The organism is Bradyrhizobium nitroreducens (assembly GCF_002776695.1).
In the GTDB taxonomy this organism is placed as follows: Bacteria; Pseudomonadota; Alphaproteobacteria; order Rhizobiales; family Xanthobacteraceae; genus Bradyrhizobium; species Bradyrhizobium nitroreducens.
Genome location: NZ_LFJC01000003.1, coordinates 1227494 through 1241760, shown reverse-complemented (window position 1 = coordinate 1241760; position 14267 = coordinate 1227494). Strand labels below are relative to the sequence as shown.

The 14267-nt window shown below is 59.5% G+C and carries 14 protein-coding genes; 11 read left to right on the top strand and 3 right to left on the bottom strand.

What is annotated here, in order from left to right:
• Positions 1-29: 29 nt before the first annotated feature.
• From TSA1_RS06235 to TSA1_RS06205, 7 genes are all read left to right on the top strand, one after another.
• Positions 30-572, top strand: a complete 543-nt coding sequence (locus tag TSA1_RS06235; protein WP_100175580.1) for a cupin domain-containing protein — start codon at positions 30-32, stop codon at positions 570-572.
• Positions 573-586: 14 nt separating this feature from the next.
• A complete protein-coding gene (locus TSA1_RS06230) occupies positions 587-1624 on the top strand; it encodes a branched-chain amino acid ABC transporter permease (protein WP_100181000.1) in 1038 nt (345 codons plus the stop codon).
• A gap of 1 nt (position 1625) precedes the next feature.
• Positions 1626-3461, top strand: coding sequence for a branched-chain amino acid ABC transporter ATP-binding protein/permease (locus TSA1_RS06225; protein ID WP_100175579.1), 1836 nt, complete (start codon positions 1626-1628; stop codon positions 3459-3461).
• Positions 3462-4208 carry an ABC transporter ATP-binding protein gene (locus tag TSA1_RS06220; protein ID WP_100175578.1) on the top strand — a complete coding sequence of 249 codons (747 nt, stop codon included), beginning with the start codon at positions 3462-3464 and terminating at the stop codon, positions 4206-4208.
• 209 nt (positions 4209-4417) lie between these two features.
• Positions 4418-5254, top strand: coding sequence for a helix-turn-helix domain-containing protein (locus TSA1_RS06215; RefSeq protein WP_161497191.1), 837 nt, complete (start codon positions 4418-4420; stop codon positions 5252-5254).
• A gap of 65 nt (positions 5255-5319) precedes the next feature.
• Positions 5320-6168: a helix-turn-helix domain-containing protein gene (locus TSA1_RS06210; protein WP_161497190.1), complete on the top strand. Its 849-nt coding sequence runs from the start codon at positions 5320-5322 to the stop codon at positions 6166-6168.
• Positions 6169-6313: 145 nt separating this feature from the next.
• Positions 6314-6538, top strand: coding sequence for a hypothetical protein (locus tag TSA1_RS06205; RefSeq protein ID WP_100175575.1), 225 nt, complete (start codon positions 6314-6316; stop codon positions 6536-6538).
• A gap of 103 nt (positions 6539-6641) precedes the next feature.
• On the opposite strand, the gene TSA1_RS06200 is transcribed toward TSA1_RS06205, so the two are convergent.
• The 3 genes from TSA1_RS06200 to TSA1_RS06190 all read right to left on the bottom strand — a co-directional run bounded on the left by TSA1_RS06200 (position 6642) and on the right by TSA1_RS06190 (position 9245).
• On the bottom strand, positions 6642-7184 hold the full coding sequence (locus tag TSA1_RS06200) for a cupin domain-containing protein (RefSeq protein WP_100175574.1): 543 nt from the start codon (positions 7182-7184) through the stop codon (positions 6642-6644).
• 46 nt (positions 7185-7230) lie between these two features.
• On the bottom strand, positions 7231-8346 hold the full coding sequence (locus TSA1_RS06195) for an alcohol dehydrogenase catalytic domain-containing protein (protein WP_100175573.1): 1116 nt from the start codon (positions 8344-8346) through the stop codon (positions 7231-7233).
• Between the two features lie 170 nt (positions 8347-8516).
• Positions 8517-9245, bottom strand: coding sequence for a GntR family transcriptional regulator (locus TSA1_RS06190; RefSeq protein WP_100175572.1), 729 nt, complete (start codon positions 9243-9245; stop codon positions 8517-8519).
• A gap of 201 nt (positions 9246-9446) precedes the next feature.
• Between TSA1_RS06190 and TSA1_RS06185 the strand changes: the two genes are divergently transcribed.
• Genes TSA1_RS06185 through mhpA form a run of 4 tightly spaced genes read left to right on the top strand, consistent with a single transcriptional unit; the run spans position 9447 to position 14050 of the window.
• Positions 9447-10373 carry a VOC family protein gene (locus tag TSA1_RS06185; RefSeq protein WP_245448135.1) on the top strand — a complete coding sequence of 309 codons (927 nt, stop codon included), beginning with the start codon at positions 9447-9449 and terminating at the stop codon, positions 10371-10373.
• A 60-nt stretch (positions 10374-10433) separates the two neighbouring features.
• The gene (locus TSA1_RS06180; RefSeq protein WP_100175570.1) at positions 10434-11315 is read left to right on the top strand and encodes an alpha/beta hydrolase; all 882 of its coding nucleotides are present in this window, start codon (positions 10434-10436) and stop codon (positions 11313-11315) included.
• Between the two features lie 26 nt (positions 11316-11341).
• Positions 11342-12370, top strand: a complete 1029-nt coding sequence (locus TSA1_RS06175) for an Ldh family oxidoreductase (protein ID WP_245448133.1) — start codon at positions 11342-11344, stop codon at positions 12368-12370.
• 60 nt (positions 12371-12430) lie between these two features.
• Entirely contained in the window at positions 12431-14050 is a 1620-nt protein-coding gene (mhpA, locus tag TSA1_RS06170; protein ID WP_100175568.1) for a bifunctional 3-(3-hydroxy-phenyl)propionate/3-hydroxycinnamic acid hydroxylase MhpA, read from the top strand.
• The last annotated feature ends 217 nt before the right edge of the window (positions 14051-14267 follow it).

Here is a 14267-nt window from a genome sequence, read left to right as displayed (position 1 = left end):
CGAATATACGAGCGCAACAGGGGGTAAGAATGAAAGTCCGCCGCGTCGTCACGACCCATAACAACGAGAGCAAAGCCGTATTCGCATCGGACGGCCCGCCGTCCAGGATTGTTGAATTCAAGCATGTTCCGGGCATGAGCGCCGCGTTGCTCTGGGAGACAAGCGCGTCCACCGTGGTGGGAGGAGAGGTCAACGATCCGGCGCCGAAAGCCACGTCCTGGGTGCCGCCCGCAGGTGGAACTAACTTCATGATCGTTGTCTTTCCGCCTGACTCTGTGATGGCAAGCGCAAGTTTCGACCCCGTGGCGGCTGGCGGCGAATATGTGGAGAAGCTTCCCGGTCTGGCGGAGAAATTTGAGATGGATGCACCGGGCATGCATAGGACCGACACGGTCGATTACGGGCTCGTCCTCGACGGCGAGGTCCATCTCGAGTTGGACAATGGGCAAATCAAGAAGCTGGAGAAGCACGACGTCGTCGTTCAAAACGGGACCAGGCACGCTTGGCGTAACCCCGGGGCGAAGCCGGCGACTGTTTTGTTCGTGCTGGTGGGCTCCAGACGCGTTAGCTGAAAGGAGTGCGCGCTGTGGACTTCACTGTCGCATCGATGCTTGCGCTCGACGGGGTCACGAACGGCGCTCTCTATGCGCTGTTGGCGATGGCTATCGTCCTCGTGTTCGCCGTGACGCGTGTCTTATTCATTGCGCAGGGAGAGTTCGTCGTCTTCGGAGCAATGAGCCTGGCCCAACTTTCTTCGGACAAGCTTCCCAGTACGGTATGGCTGCTCGGGGTGCTACTCGTAGCAGCCATACTACAGGAGCTTTTGGTAGGGATTCGTGAGCGTAAGCCAAATAGGCGTCTTGCTTTGTCGATTTCTCGTTTGGCGGTGGTACCGCTGATCGTCATTGCCATAACCTGGGTGTCGGTTCCCCTGCGTCCCCCACTCGAAATGAAGGCGTTATTGTCGCTTGCGTTGGTAGCGCCCATGGGGCCGCTGCTGTATCGACTTGTCTATCGCTCGCTGGCGACAGCGAGCGTGCTGACGCTACTCATCGTGTCCGTCGGCGTCCACTTCGTTCTGGTCGGATTGGGGCTCGTACTCTTTGGTCCGGAAGGTTATCGTACCCCGGCTTTCATCGATACCTCGTGGGACATCGCCGGCGTCCCCGTATCTGGTCAAGCGATACTCGTGATTGTTGCGACGAGCGCTCTCATAGGCGGTCTCTTCTGGCTGTTTACCTTCACGTTTCGCGGGATGGCCCTACGAGCGGTGGCGATCAATGAACTCGGCGCGCGTATCGTCGGACTTTCCGCTCAACGCGCCGGTGAGACAAGCTTCATGCTGGCTGCTGTAATCGGAGCACTATCCGGCATTCTCATCGCGTCGAGCACAACGATTTACTACGATACGGGCTTCCTCATAGGCCTGAAGGGCTTCGTTGCGGCCGTGTTTGCCGGGTTAGCGAGCTTTCCCGGAGCGTTGGCTGGCGCGATCGCGGTCGGATTGATCGAGTCTTTCGGATCGTTCTGGTCCAGTGCACTTAAGGACTCAATCGTATTCGCGGCCGTCATCCCGATCCTGCTGTGGCGATCGGTTTTCTTCGGCGTCGCAGAAGAGCATTGAGATGGCGCAGATCGGTGAAAGTCCTTCAAAGCGATGGTCGCAGCTAGCGGTAGGAGACCGGATAGGAAATAGGGGGTATTGGGCAGCCGCGTTCGTTATTCTGCTGATCCCGTTGTTGCCCGTTCCGGAGCTCGTCATTACGCAGATGAACTACATTGGGATCGACGCCCTCGTGGTCGTCGGCCTGGTCCTTTTGACGGGAATTTGCGGGCTGACTTCATTTGGCCAAGCCGCTTTTGTCGGCATCGGTGCCTACGCAACCGCCTATGCGACGACGGTGCTGAATTGGTCGCCGTGGGCCGGGCTTGGTCTTGGTTTGCTGCTGACCGCCGTGATAGCCTTGATCTTGGGTATGGTCACACTGCGTATGTCCGGGCACAATTTGCCGCTTGCTACCATCGCATGGTGCGTTGCGCTCTATTACGTGCTCGGAAACGTGGACGCTCTGGGGCGCTATGATGGAATGGTCAATATTCCGTCGGTGAGCATAGTCGGTCTTAGCCTTCAGAGCGGTCGGCACTATTACTATTTGGTCTGGATATTCGCCGGGTTGGCTGCATTTGGGACACTGCGCCTGCTCGACTCGCGAAGCGGACGCATCTTGCGAACCATAAATCCGGACCACGGCGGGGGCGCCACCATGCCGGAAGCCATGGGGGCTTCGGTCTTCCGGCATAAGCTCTTGGCCTTCCTGATCGCTGCCTTATTGGCATCCGCTGCAGGCTGGCTATTTGCGCATCTGCAGCGGACCATAAACCCGTCCCCATTCGGCATCGGTCGTAGCCTGGACTATTTGTTCATGGGCGTGTTGGGAGGCGTCGGTTATGTTTGGGGAGCGTTTGTCGGCGCAGCATTTACCACCGTCTTGAGAGATCTTCTTCAAGATTGGCTGCCAAAAATTTTTGGCGGCAGCGGGAACTACGAAACGATCGTCTTCGGGCTGCTACTTATCGCGGCATTGAAGATTTCGCCTGGAGGGCTCTGGTCATGGGTCAGCGGCCATTTCGAAGCGAAGCGCTTCGAAATCGAATCGTCTGCACGTGATGCGCTCCCGCGCCGGTCCAAGCCTCAGGCCGGCGAACAGCTCTTGGATGTACAAGGAATCCACAAGCAATTTGGTGGTCTCGCGGCCGTACAGAACGTCAGCTTTTCGCTAGGAGCTGGCGAGATCGTTGGTCTTATCGGACCGAACGGAGCGGGTAAGTCGACGACGTTCAATCTAATCTCCGGCGCGCTCTCGCTTTCCGAGGGCGAGGTTGTATTCTCGGGCAAAAAAGTCGGCGGCAGTCCGTCACGAAGCATTGCCCGGTTGGGGCTCTCGCGAACATTCCAGCACGTCAAGCTTGTTCCAGACATGAGCGTCATCGAGAACGTGGCACTCGGTTGTTATCAACGGACGGAGTCAGGACCCATTGCTGCCCTTCTCCGAACCGATCGACTCGAAGAGCGAAGGGCGTTTGCGGAAGCAGAGCGTCAATTGCGCCGGATCGGTTTGCAGGACGTTCTCTTCCAGAAAGCGGGCAATCTTTCCCTTGGGGCTCAACGTCTTGTCGAAATTGCGCGCGCTTTAGCCGCCGATCCCCTATTGCTTCTGCTCGACGAGCCCGCCGCAGGACTGCGCGATGGGGAGAAAGCCGCACTTGCCCAAGTGTTAGCACAACTTCGGCAGGAGCGATTGGGTCTGCTCCTTGTGGAGCACGACATGAACTTCGTTATGGGATTGGCGGATCGCATCGTGGTGATGGAATTCGGCCGAAAGCTGATCGAGGGCACGCCGGCCGTGGTTCAGGCCAGCCCTGCCGTGCGGGCCGCGTATCTGGGTTTGGAGGCTTCCTAGATGATGCCCGCGCTGCTTCAGGTGGACCGTCTGACGTCGGGGTATGGCAAGGTGCCGGTCCTTGAGGAATTGAGCTTGCGTGCCGCGGCAGGCAATATCGTGTCGGTGCTGGGGCCGAACGGAGCCGGCAAGTCGACGCTTTTGAACGCGCTGGGTGGGATACTCCGATCAACCGGCACTGTTCGTTTCGATGGCGAAGATATCTCGCATATTCCGGTTGAAGAGCGGCTCATGCGGGGGATCGCCTTGGTTCCTGAGAAACGAGAACTCTTCGGCGCCATGACCGTCGAAGAAAATCTGCTGCTCGGTGGGTACCGGCCACGGCAGCTTGGGGTTCGCGCGTGGCGCGCGGGGCTCGATTCCATCTTTGAACTGTTCCCGCGATTGAAGGAGCGCCGACCGCAACGCGCAGGTACCCTGTCAGGAGGTGAGCGGCAGATGCTGGCCATCGGGCGGGCGCTGATGAGCCGGCCAAAATTGCTGTTGCTCGATGAGCCGAGCTTGGGTCTCGCTCCGTTGATTGTACAAGACATCATGCGAGCCGTTTCCGAACTGTCGGAGCGTGGCTTGACGGTGCTTTTGGTCGAGCAAAACGCCCGGGCGGCGTTGAGGATCTCAACCTACGGCTATGTTCTCGAGATGGGTCGATTCGTGGCGGAGGGAGATGCTCGGCAGCTAATGAATGACGAGAGGCTTATCGAAAGCTACCTCGGGTCGAGCAACAGTCAAGCGATGGTGGTGCATTGAATAACGAAATTGAATTTCATTGCACACCCAGATCCTGGCGTTCGCGTGAAAGCAGCCGAACCTCTGCTAACGCTCGAGCATCGAAGTGCAGTCGATCTAGGCGTCGAGATCTGCGACATTACGGAGATATACGAGGCCTAAGCACCCATGTGCGGGATCATACGAGCTGAGTAGGAACGATGCCGGCAATCGAGCGAAGAGCACCTCGGATGGCCGGCGGCGGCGTCTTGGCGACAAGCGGGCCGCTGAAGTGGTCTAATCTTCGTGTCTCGCTTCAACACGAGGTGCCGACGAAGCGCAAGATTACTGCGCTGGGTGATTGCCTCGTGATCTTCCTTCGTAGCGGCCATGCCAACGTGTCGTTTGATGTCCACGGCCGAACAACGACCGACCGTCTCACCAAGGGCGGCATCCTGTTTTTGCCGGAAGGTCAAGCCTGCGAGATTGATCCAGGCGCGGTTTTGGAATCCGCTCACATCCATCTATGGTCGGGTCTGTTCTCTTTCGTCGGGCGCCGGCCCGCGATCGAGCCGTTCGTTGCTCATGACCCGGTGCTGGAGCATCTGACCCGAGCCGTCGTCCAGGCCGACCTGGAAGGGCTTCCGCGCTCCGCAGCGTTTGTCGGCGCTATCGCGAGGGCGATAGCTACGCGGCTGCTGCTCTTAGGCCAAACTGGTGCCAAAGATCTGGGGCGCCCGGGCGGCCTTTCGGGACAGCAGCTCCGCGAAGTTCAGGCGTTTGTACGCGAGAACATCGAGCGCGAGATCGGCGTAAATGCGATGGCTGGATCGTGTGGACTCGGGTCGAAAGGGTTCACCCGCGCATTCAAGAAGTCCGTCGGACAATCGCCATATCAATATGTCATGTCCGCACGAGTTGAGCGGGCGAAACGCTTGATGGCCGACCGGCGTCTAGGCTTGGCCGAAATTGCGTTGCATTGCGGCTTCTGCCACCAGGAACACTTGACGCGGGTCTTTCGGAAGGTCACGGGACTAACGCCGGGACAGTATCGCAACTCTGCGAGCCGGCAAGAGGACGAGGCATAGCGCGCATAGCCAGCGGGTCTGCAATGTACCAATCCGATCAGTCAAATCGACCACGGGTGCACTCCGTGCTGAACCAATCGGCCGCGCGAATTGAAGCGTCAAGCGAGAATCGCGGCTGGAAGACCATCTTTGCCTCCCTGCAGCGGGAACAGCCGTCCAGAGCTCATCTTGCCGTCGGGAGCAATGCTCTTCTCGTGATGTCCGTTCGAGGGCCGGCGAAGCTAGTCTATCGGACGCGCGGGCGGGTGACGCCACGATTTCCAGGTCCAGGAGATGTGTTCTTTCTGCCCCCGGGGCACGACTGCGAGGTAGATCTGCATACGCCGCTCGACACCGTCCATATTCATCTGCACTCTGAACTGTTTCAGGAATTGACGAACGACGTTCGCATCGAGCTCGAGCCTCTCTTCGGCGAGGCCGAGGTCATCACCTACCATCTGATGTCTGTAGTCGAGCAGATGCTTCGGGAAGAGGAATCCTCAAACGCACTGATCGCCGACTCCGTAGCTCTAGCAATCGCGAGCCGATTGATCCTGACACGCAGCCCCGGATCCGGACCGCAAAGAAGGGGCCGAGCGAGGCAGCTCAATACGCGCCAGATCCGGGTCATACGTGAGTTTATTGAAGAAAACCTTTCAACCGATATCAGGCTGGACGAGCTCGCGGGGATGTGCGGGATGAGTCCGGCGCATTTCATTCGCAGGTTCAAGGCCACGACAGGCGTGCCGCCTCATCGCTACGTCCTGCAATTGCGAGTGGAGCAGGCGAGGCGGCTGCTGGCAGGGTCGTCGATTCGAAGCCTTCCCGAGATCGCTCTAGCATGTGGGTTTTCGCACCAGCAGCATCTGACGAGCGCATTTCGTCGCTTCACGGGCCTGACGCCGGCCGCTTATCGACGTTCCGCCCAAGTATAGCCGGGACGCTCCAGCTGGACTTCAGCAATAAAGTCTCATCAGTTTCGTGCCAGCCAGTCCGTCTTGTCCAAGTGCGGGTTCAGGTCGTCTCCTAGCCTTGCGAAAAACGCGCCCTCATCGGCCCGCGCACCAAACCAGGGGGACAATGTCCGATGTACGCTTCGACTCCATGCATTTCATGTCCTATGTGCATTTGCCGCCGAACCACAAGAATACAAATCGCTTTGCGGGCAGCTTTCCGAACAAGCTCTACGTCCCCGAGAAGGAGGAAGCTGACGTGTTCGAGTTGAGTCCGATGCCGTCGCCTCGCCCCTATCTTAAGGCGCTGCATAGCAAGGAATCGGACGAAGCGGTCATCGAGGTTCGCTGACCAGAAGAGTACGTCCGTCGCTGCAGCGTATGCGCGGGTTAACGTATTAGGAGTGGGTTGGCCGACGACGCTAAGATCGGGCGGATCGACCGATAACGGCGCACTATCGCACTTCGGCGCCCAGAAGGACGAACGCGAGCGTCGCGGGTTTGCTTCCCTTGTTGCGCCAGCCGTGGCGTGCAGCCTGCTGAACGATCGTATCGCGCGGCTTCAGATTTACCGTTTCGCCGTCGTCGAGCTCGAGCCAGATTTCGCCGTCGAGAACGACAGCGTAGTCGACCGTGGGCGTCGTGTGCATGCCCGGATTTTCCATCTCGAAGGTTTCGGCAATTCCTGGAGTTGCCACGAGATGCTCCGGGCCGGCCTTGGCCGGATCGAAATCTGGGGACATCATCACGCTGTCCGGCGGGAACGTCACGATCATGAATGTCGATCCTCCTGCCGTGGGCAGCAGGCTCGCGCCCGCCTTCGACATCGGATCGTTGGCGACCGCCGAGAGCGACGGGGTCGCCTCGGACATCCAGATTGGCGCCGAAACAAAACCCGGAGTGTGCTTGAGGGCCATTTCGCGAGGTGAGGGACCATCGCTCACGACCACTGACTTTCCGCTCGCGTTCTTTCCCGTGACGACACGCCTGACGGTCATGCTCGTTCTCCTCCTCTGAGAGAGTTCACTTTAAGTCGTCGTCGGGTCAGGGATAGATGACGAAGTTAGAAAAGCCGCCATGCCGCTCGGCAATTCCCGAGATGGCTTGATTGACTTGCGCCAGCGGATACCCCTGCGTTTTGAACATCGACAGATTCGCAGCACCGGCAGCGACCAGGTCAGCCATCTCCTGACCTTCCTCGGTGGTGAACCAAAGCGAACCGTGAAGACGCTGGCAGTGATCCATGAGCCAGTGGACATCGATGGCGACCGCGCCCATGACGGCGCCGATGTTGACGGCAATCCCGCCGCGCCTCAGGCTTGCGAGCCCTTGCAAGAACGTTTCGTGCTTGGCACCAGGCCCCAGGCAGTCGATGAAGGCATCGGCTCCCTCGCCATTCGTATGCTCCATCACGAAGTCCGTGATGCTGCCGTCGTCGATCGAGAAGACTTCGATGCGGGACGGAGCGAGTGACTTGACCTCTTCGAGCAGCTGGCGATCCCGTCCCGTCCCGAGGATCTTCTTGACCCCCATGGCGGGTCCAAAGACCGCGGCGCCGATGCCGAGCGTGCCGCTGATGCCGTTGACCAGGATGGTGTCGCCCGGACCGGCGTTGGCCTTCTTCAAGGCTGAGTAATTGGTCCCAAGATAGCCGAGGCGGGCGGCCTGCTCATAGCTCATATTATCAGGGATGCTCACGACCGCCGAGGCAGGCGCGACCATGTATTCACTCAGGCCGCCACTCGGGTACTGCGCGAAGGTCAGCATAGCGTCGTCGCTGAAGCCAAAATAGCCCTGGAACGCGTAATGCTTACATGAAATGGCATCGCCTCTGCGGCAATGACGGCATGCGCCGCATGACCGCCCCGGATTGACGTACACGCGATCACCCGGCTTCAGCGCATGAACCTGTCGTCCCACCGCGTCGATTTCGCCGGCCGGATCGAGCCCGAATATGGCCGGCAGGGGCGGCTGCGGCATGTGGGGAAACCATGTGGGCCAATTGGCGAGGATGTTCCCGAGATTGGGGACGATGCCGCAAGCCTTCACTCTCACGAGGACGTCTAGGTCGCCCGGCCTGGGAGTCGGCAGCTTTTCAAGTTTCAGCTCACCGCCAACCTCGTGCAGCCGAGCCGCGGTCATGGTTTCAGGGACAACCATGGTTTCCTCCGTCTGTTCTTGGACGCCGAGCTCAAGGCCTGGCCGTTTCGGAGACCATCAGCGAGGAATTTCGAAAATGCAAGATTTTTCGTAATTTTCGACGGCGCTGACTTGGCCGCAGCAATAATCGCGGCTGCAAGATCGGGAAGAATAGAAAAGGCGGTCTCGGCCTATGCCGAAATGCGTTCGGCCCGGCCGCGTCGTTCTTCTTCGGGAGCTGCGAAGAGATGGCCTGCGAACTTGATAACGTTGGCCGTGGTCTCGCGAATGTGGCGCTCGATCAATTTCTCGGACTTCGCGGTATCTCGCCCGATGACCGCTTCCATGATCATCTTGTGCTCAACGTCCTTGGCCCGCCACTTCGTGCGGAACTGGGACGACATTCGCCGATATCGGTGCGCCCGTTCGAACAGCTTTTGCCGGATCTCGAGCAAGTTCGGCGATTGGCAGGCTACGACAAGCGAGAAATGAAAATCGCCGTGCAGCTTGCTCCACTCTTCCGAGAGGTAGTACTTGAGGCCCAGCCGCGCCTGCAGGCGATCCATGCGGTGGAACGCGCCCATGATGGCCGCTTCCCAGGCGTCGTCGCCGCGCTTGATGGCGAGGGCGATACATTCGCGCTCAATCAGGACCCGGACGTAGGTCAGGTCGTTGAGGTCATCGATCGAAACCGGCGCGACGATGAAGCCGCGCTGGTCTTCCGCAACGACCAGCCCTTCGGCGACGAGGCGGGAAAGTGCCTCTCGCAGTGTCGAGAAGCTCACGGCATACATTTCGCGAAGCGACTCGAACCGGAGTTTCGCGCCCGGTTTCAGCGTGCAAGCGATGATATCGGCGCGCATCCGATGCAGCACGTCTGCCGCGCGCGTTTCACCTGCTGGCTTGGGTCTATCGGGCATCGGGGACAGTCCTGATGATTTGCATGACGAAGTCAGTATGCTTGGTTTTCGAAATTATATCAAATGATTGAGGGGTGGACCCGCCGGAGCGCTGTGCCAAGCGATGGCCGGTAGCCCTGCGAATATCCGCTTAATTTCGAAAATGCTTCATTAATCGAAAAATTGTTGATTGGCTTCCGTTGATGAGATACCTGATTTTCAATGAAAGAGCCGGGGAGTGGCCAAATGCCGCCAATTGTGCATGCCGTCGGACACGTCAAGATCAACACTACGGCGACCGAGGCCGTGGTGCGGGACGCGACCGAGATCCTTGGTCTGCATGTGACGCACTCCGACGCGCGGGAGACCTGGTTGAGTTCCAACGGCCGCGCCGCGGAACTGGTGCTGCTGAGGTCGGACGAGAACTCGGTTCACACGATCGGACTGGAGGTTCTCACCACGGATGCTCTTCGCGAGGTCGAGTTCCGCGTCGAGAACGCCGGCTGTCGCATACTGTCGGGCCGACCGAGCCTCTCCTGCTTCGCTGCCGGCGTCTCGTTTGCGACGCCGCAAGGCCTGAGATTCGAGGTGCACACGCCTGCGCACGACAACATCCATGGTCGCCGCTATCCGACCCATGGTGTCGGTCCGACCCGCATGGACCATCTCAATCTGACTTCGCCGGATCCCCTTGTCACGTGCGGGCAACTGGAGGCGATTTGCGGACTTCGCGTCTCGGAGCGCATGGCTGATGATAGCTTGACGTGGATGTATGGCGGCAACCGCCAGCATCACATCGTTGGCATCGTTCGCGGCAAGGTAGGCCTGCACCACTATTCGTTCGAGTTCAGGGATTTCACCGATTATCTTAAGCTCGGCGACCTGCTCGATCGCTTCGACAAGCAGATGCTTTGGGGGCCAGGCCGCCATCGTCCGGGCGACAATACCTACGCGTACTATACCGATGCTAGCGGGGCCATGATCGAGTGTTCAGGTTCGATGGCCCTGATCGCAGACGATGCGGCCTTCACGCCAAACACGATTACCAATCTCGAGCGCCCGGGCAATGTTCGCGCGATGAACGTCTGGGGCACGCCGGCACCTTTGGAATGGCGTCAGTTCTATTTCCCGTTTGCCGCCATCAATTGACCGACGCCAGTCGCCGGCGTGCGACGAGCAGATCGAAAGATCTCAACAGAGACATCATACATGCAAGAGAAGCTGACATTTTATTCCGACGGCCTCAAGCTTTCCGCAGTCCTGCATGTCCCGGAAGGGAGAAAGCCCGGGCAACGGCTGCCGGCCTTCATCGTCCTGCACGGCTTTGTCGGATCAAAGGATGAATCGCACGCCGAGATTCAGGCCAACATGCTCGAGCAAATGGGTTATGCGGCCCTGCGTTTCGACTTCCGTTGCTGTGGGGAGAGTGAAGGCGAGCGCGCGCAGGTGCGCTGCTTCGACCAGGTGGCGGATACCAAGAATGCGCTGACTTTTTTGGCCGGGCGGGATGAGGTCGATCCGAAGCGGATAGGTGTCGTCGGCCACAGCTTCGGTGCGGCGGTCGCGGTCTATTCGGCGGGTGTGGACGATCGATTCGCCTGCGTCATCTCATCGTGCGGTTGGGGCGATGGCGAGCGCAAGTTCCGTGGTCAGCATCCCGGCCCTGAAGCATGGGCCAAGTTCACGTCTCTGTTGGAGCAGGGGAGAAAGCAGAAGCAGGAAACCGGCAAGAGCATGTGGATCTCGCGCTTCGATGCCGTCCCAATTCCGGAACATTTGCGCAAGAACCTCTCGCCGAAGGCGATCATGGAGATCCCGGTCGAGACGGCATGGAGCATGTACAATTTTCGCGCCGACGAGGTCGTCGGAAACATCGCTCCCCGTCCGATTCTGTTTTTGCACACCGCCAATGATACGATCACTCCCACGGAGCAGTCGGTCCGTATGTTCGAGAGAGCAGGGCAACCGGCAGAGTTGGTCCTGATCACGGGAACTTCGCATTTTCCGCTCGCGAAAGAAGATGCGCCGCGCACAAAGGCCATTATCAAGGGCTGGCTCGACAAGTTCTTTCCGTCCCCCCTTGGTGCCTGACGATGGGAGGCGCGTCAGAAACGAGCATGATCGGCGAAGCCGCCCTGCGGCAGTTTGCAACCAGCCTTCTTCACGCGGGTGGTTTTACAGCGGATCACGCCGAACAGACGGCGGAGATGCTCGTCTGGGCCAACCTGCGTGGCGCGGATTCGCACGGTGTCTTGCGAATTCCTCGCTATGTTGAGATGGTCGAGCTTGGCCTGATCAATCCCGCTGCTACCCCCTTGCAGGTTTTCGGTAAGGGAGCGGTAGCCGTGATCGACGCGCAACGGGCACCGGGTGCGGTAGGCATGAATGCTGCGGCTCGTTCCGCCGCAGAGCTCGCCGGAGTTCACGGACTTGCCTGGTGCGCAGTCCGCTCCATAAGCCATGCGGGGGCGATCGGATATTATGCGCAACAGGTCGCCCAATCAGGGCGGATCGGTATCGCGATGACCGCCTCCAAGCCACTCATGATCTATTACGGATCTCGCGCAGAGGGGGTGTCTACCAACCCGATTGCGATTTCTGCACCGACCAGCGATCCGCAACAGCCCTTGCTCTTTGACATGTCGACAGCGTCCGTCGCGATCGGAAAGGTCATGGCAGCGAAGGATGCGGGCCGGTCGCTCCCTAGCGGCTGGGCCGTCGACAAGCATGGTGAAGAAACGACCGACCCGCGAAAGGTCAAATCCGTCCTGCCAATGGCCGGTCCCAAAGGGTCTGGACTGTCTCTGATGATCGAAGTCCTCGCCAGCGTCCTGGTCGGAAACCCGTTGATCTCGGTCGCATTGTCGCAGGGCGGAGATCCCGGCGGCAACGGTCTCGTCGCCGCGCTCGATCCAGCCGCTTTCGGCGAGGACTTCATTCCGGACGTAGATCGCCTTCGCGTCGCCATCAAGAACTTGCCGCCGGCCGCAGGCGTCGATCAGGTTTACCTGCCCGGCGAGCGAGGCTTCCAGGAGAGGGACCGGCGATCGAGAGAGGGCATCCCGCTCGCGCAAGGGACCTTCACCCGGTTGTTGGCGCTGGCGAGCAGACTCAATGTGCCGGCGCCCGCGGTGGCGGCAAACTGATCGATGAAGCGCGCTGAATAGTTCATTACATTACGAGCTCGTTCGAAGACGGAGACCAGAATGTCCGGAGTTGTCGATGTCGCAGTGGTCGGTATGGGACCCGTCGGCGCTATTCTTGCGGCATTGTTGGGACAGAAAGGCATCTCGACGGTCGTCTTCGACAAGAGTGACGATATCTTTCCACTGCCTCGTGCAATCGCGTTCGACCACGAGATCATGCGGGTTGTTCAGAACCTCGGGTTGGCCGACGCTGTTCACGCCTATGTCGTTCCTTATCCCCGTACCGAATATCACGGTGTCGGCGGTAAGCTCATCGCTTGCTACGAGCCCCTGCCACCGCCCTATGCGCAGGGGTGGCAGCCAGGTTTCATGTTCCAGCAGCCGCCATTTGAGCGTGCCATCCGCCTGTCGCTCGCCGATATCCCGACCGTCGATATTCAACTGGGCAAGACGCTTGAGGCTCTCACACAGCATGACGATCACGTCGAGCTCTCAATTATTGATGGAACGGAAGAAAGGCAGACACTGCGCGCGCGTTATGTCGTCGGGTGCGATGGTGGAGGAAGCTTGGTCCGCAAGCTGATTGGCAGCGATTTCGAGTCGCTCGATTTCGACGAGCCTTGGCTGGTCGTAGACGTCCTCGTTGACGAAAGCGGCATCGGAAAACTTCCGCGGAATGTTGTTCAATACTGTGATCCGCAGCGGCCGGCGACGTACGTCGTGGGCTCCGGCAATCACCGCCGGTGGGAGTTCATGGTCCTTCCCGGTGAAACAGCGGAGGAGATGAACAGGGACGAAACCATCTGGCGCTTGCTTGAGAGGTGGCTCACGCCCGAAGACGGTAAGTTGTGGCGAGCCGCGACGTACGTGTTTCACGCGCTGGTTGCTAACGGGTGGCGCCGCGACCGAGTGCTTCTGGCGGGCGATGCTGCGCACATGACGCCTCCGTTCATGGCGCAGGGAATGTGCCAGGGAATCCGGGACGCAGCGAACCTCGCATGGAAGCTCGAGCTGGTACTCAAGGGGCGCTCAGGCGTCGAGCTGCTCGATAGTTATCAGCACGAGCGGCGTCCGCATGTCAGGACCACGACGGAAACAGCCAAGGCGCTGGGCCGGATCATCTGCGAGCTTGACCCCGCAAAGGCGTCGGAACGTGACGCGCGGATGCTCAGCGAGAAAGGTGATCCGCCGGCAGTCCAATATCGCCAAAGCTTGATCCCGGGGCTCATGGAGGGGGCGCTCTGTTCCGAGCAAGGGCCTCCGGTAGGCTCTCGCTTTCCCCAACCCAGGATCGTCAGCGAGGCAGGCATCGCTTTGCTCGACGATCAGGTCGGAGCCGCGTTTCGTCTAGTCATCGTGCCAAGGGTCGATTTGGCCGAGGTACCCGCAAACCTGCGTCAACGGCTTGGCGCACTCGACGGAATGATACTGTGTCTGGCTGATGAGAAGACCTCCAGGCCGTGCGGACCTGGGGCTTGGACGATCGTTGAAGCCGACGGCCTGCTTGCCGCGTGGCTGCGCGATCACGGGCTTATCGCGGCTCTGGTGCGCCCCGACCACTATGTGTTCGCGGTCGCAAGGAAGGCGTCTGACCTGAACGCGATGAGCCGGTGGCTCGACAAGCATTTGCATCTCGTCACGCGCCAAGCCGATTCTACCTCGATAGCAGCTTTGGTCTGACCTGGGGATCCTCTGCGACATCCGCGTGAATCTCTGTCCGTCCCAAGGCATGAGAGCAGATGTAGCTGCACCGCGGTCGGTAGAACGCCGGCTCAGCGCCGGCAACTGTCGATGCCATCTGCGAATTCGGCAAAGCCAATATTGTAGGGTGCATTAAACTCGAAGATCTCGCGGCTCTGCGGTATGAGCACCGAGCACTTCATCCGAATGTTCAACA

What these genes read in the sequence shown, in the direction of transcription:
- TSA1_RS06235 (WP_100175580.1), top strand. Translation starts at nt 30, where the DNA reads ATGAAAGTCCGCCGCGTCGTCACGACCCATAACAACGAGAGCAAAGCC.
- TSA1_RS06225 (WP_100175579.1), top strand. Translation starts at nt 1,626, where the DNA reads ATGGCGCAGATCGGTGAAAGTCCTTCAAAGCGATGGTCGCAGCTAGCG.
- TSA1_RS06220 (WP_100175578.1), top strand. Translation starts at nt 3,462, where the DNA reads ATGATGCCCGCGCTGCTTCAGGTGGACCGTCTGACGTCGGGGTATGGC.
- TSA1_RS06215 (WP_161497191.1), top strand. Translation starts at nt 4,418, where the DNA reads ATGGCCGGCGGCGGCGTCTTGGCGACAAGCGGGCCGCTGAAGTGGTCT.
- TSA1_RS06205 (WP_100175575.1), top strand. Translation starts at nt 6,314, where the DNA reads ATGTCCGATGTACGCTTCGACTCCATGCATTTCATGTCCTATGTGCAT.
- TSA1_RS06200 (WP_100175574.1), bottom strand. Translation starts at nt 7,184, where the DNA reads ATGACCGTCAGGCGTGTCGTCACGGGAAAGAACGCGAGCGGAAAGTCA.
- TSA1_RS06195 (WP_100175573.1), bottom strand. Translation starts at nt 8,346, where the DNA reads ATGGTTGTCCCTGAAACCATGACCGCGGCTCGGCTGCACGAGGTTGGC.
- TSA1_RS06190 (WP_100175572.1), bottom strand. Translation starts at nt 9,245, where the DNA reads ATGCCCGATAGACCCAAGCCAGCAGGTGAAACGCGCGCGGCAGACGTG.
- TSA1_RS06185 (WP_245448135.1), top strand. Translation starts at nt 9,447, where the DNA reads ATGAAAGAGCCGGGGAGTGGCCAAATGCCGCCAATTGTGCATGCCGTC.
- TSA1_RS06180 (WP_100175570.1), top strand. Translation starts at nt 10,434, where the DNA reads ATGCAAGAGAAGCTGACATTTTATTCCGACGGCCTCAAGCTTTCCGCA.
- TSA1_RS06175 (WP_245448133.1), top strand. Translation starts at nt 11,342, where the DNA reads ATGATCGGCGAAGCCGCCCTGCGGCAGTTTGCAACCAGCCTTCTTCAC.
- mhpA (WP_100175568.1), top strand. Translation starts at nt 12,431, where the DNA reads ATGTCCGGAGTTGTCGATGTCGCAGTGGTCGGTATGGGACCCGTCGGC.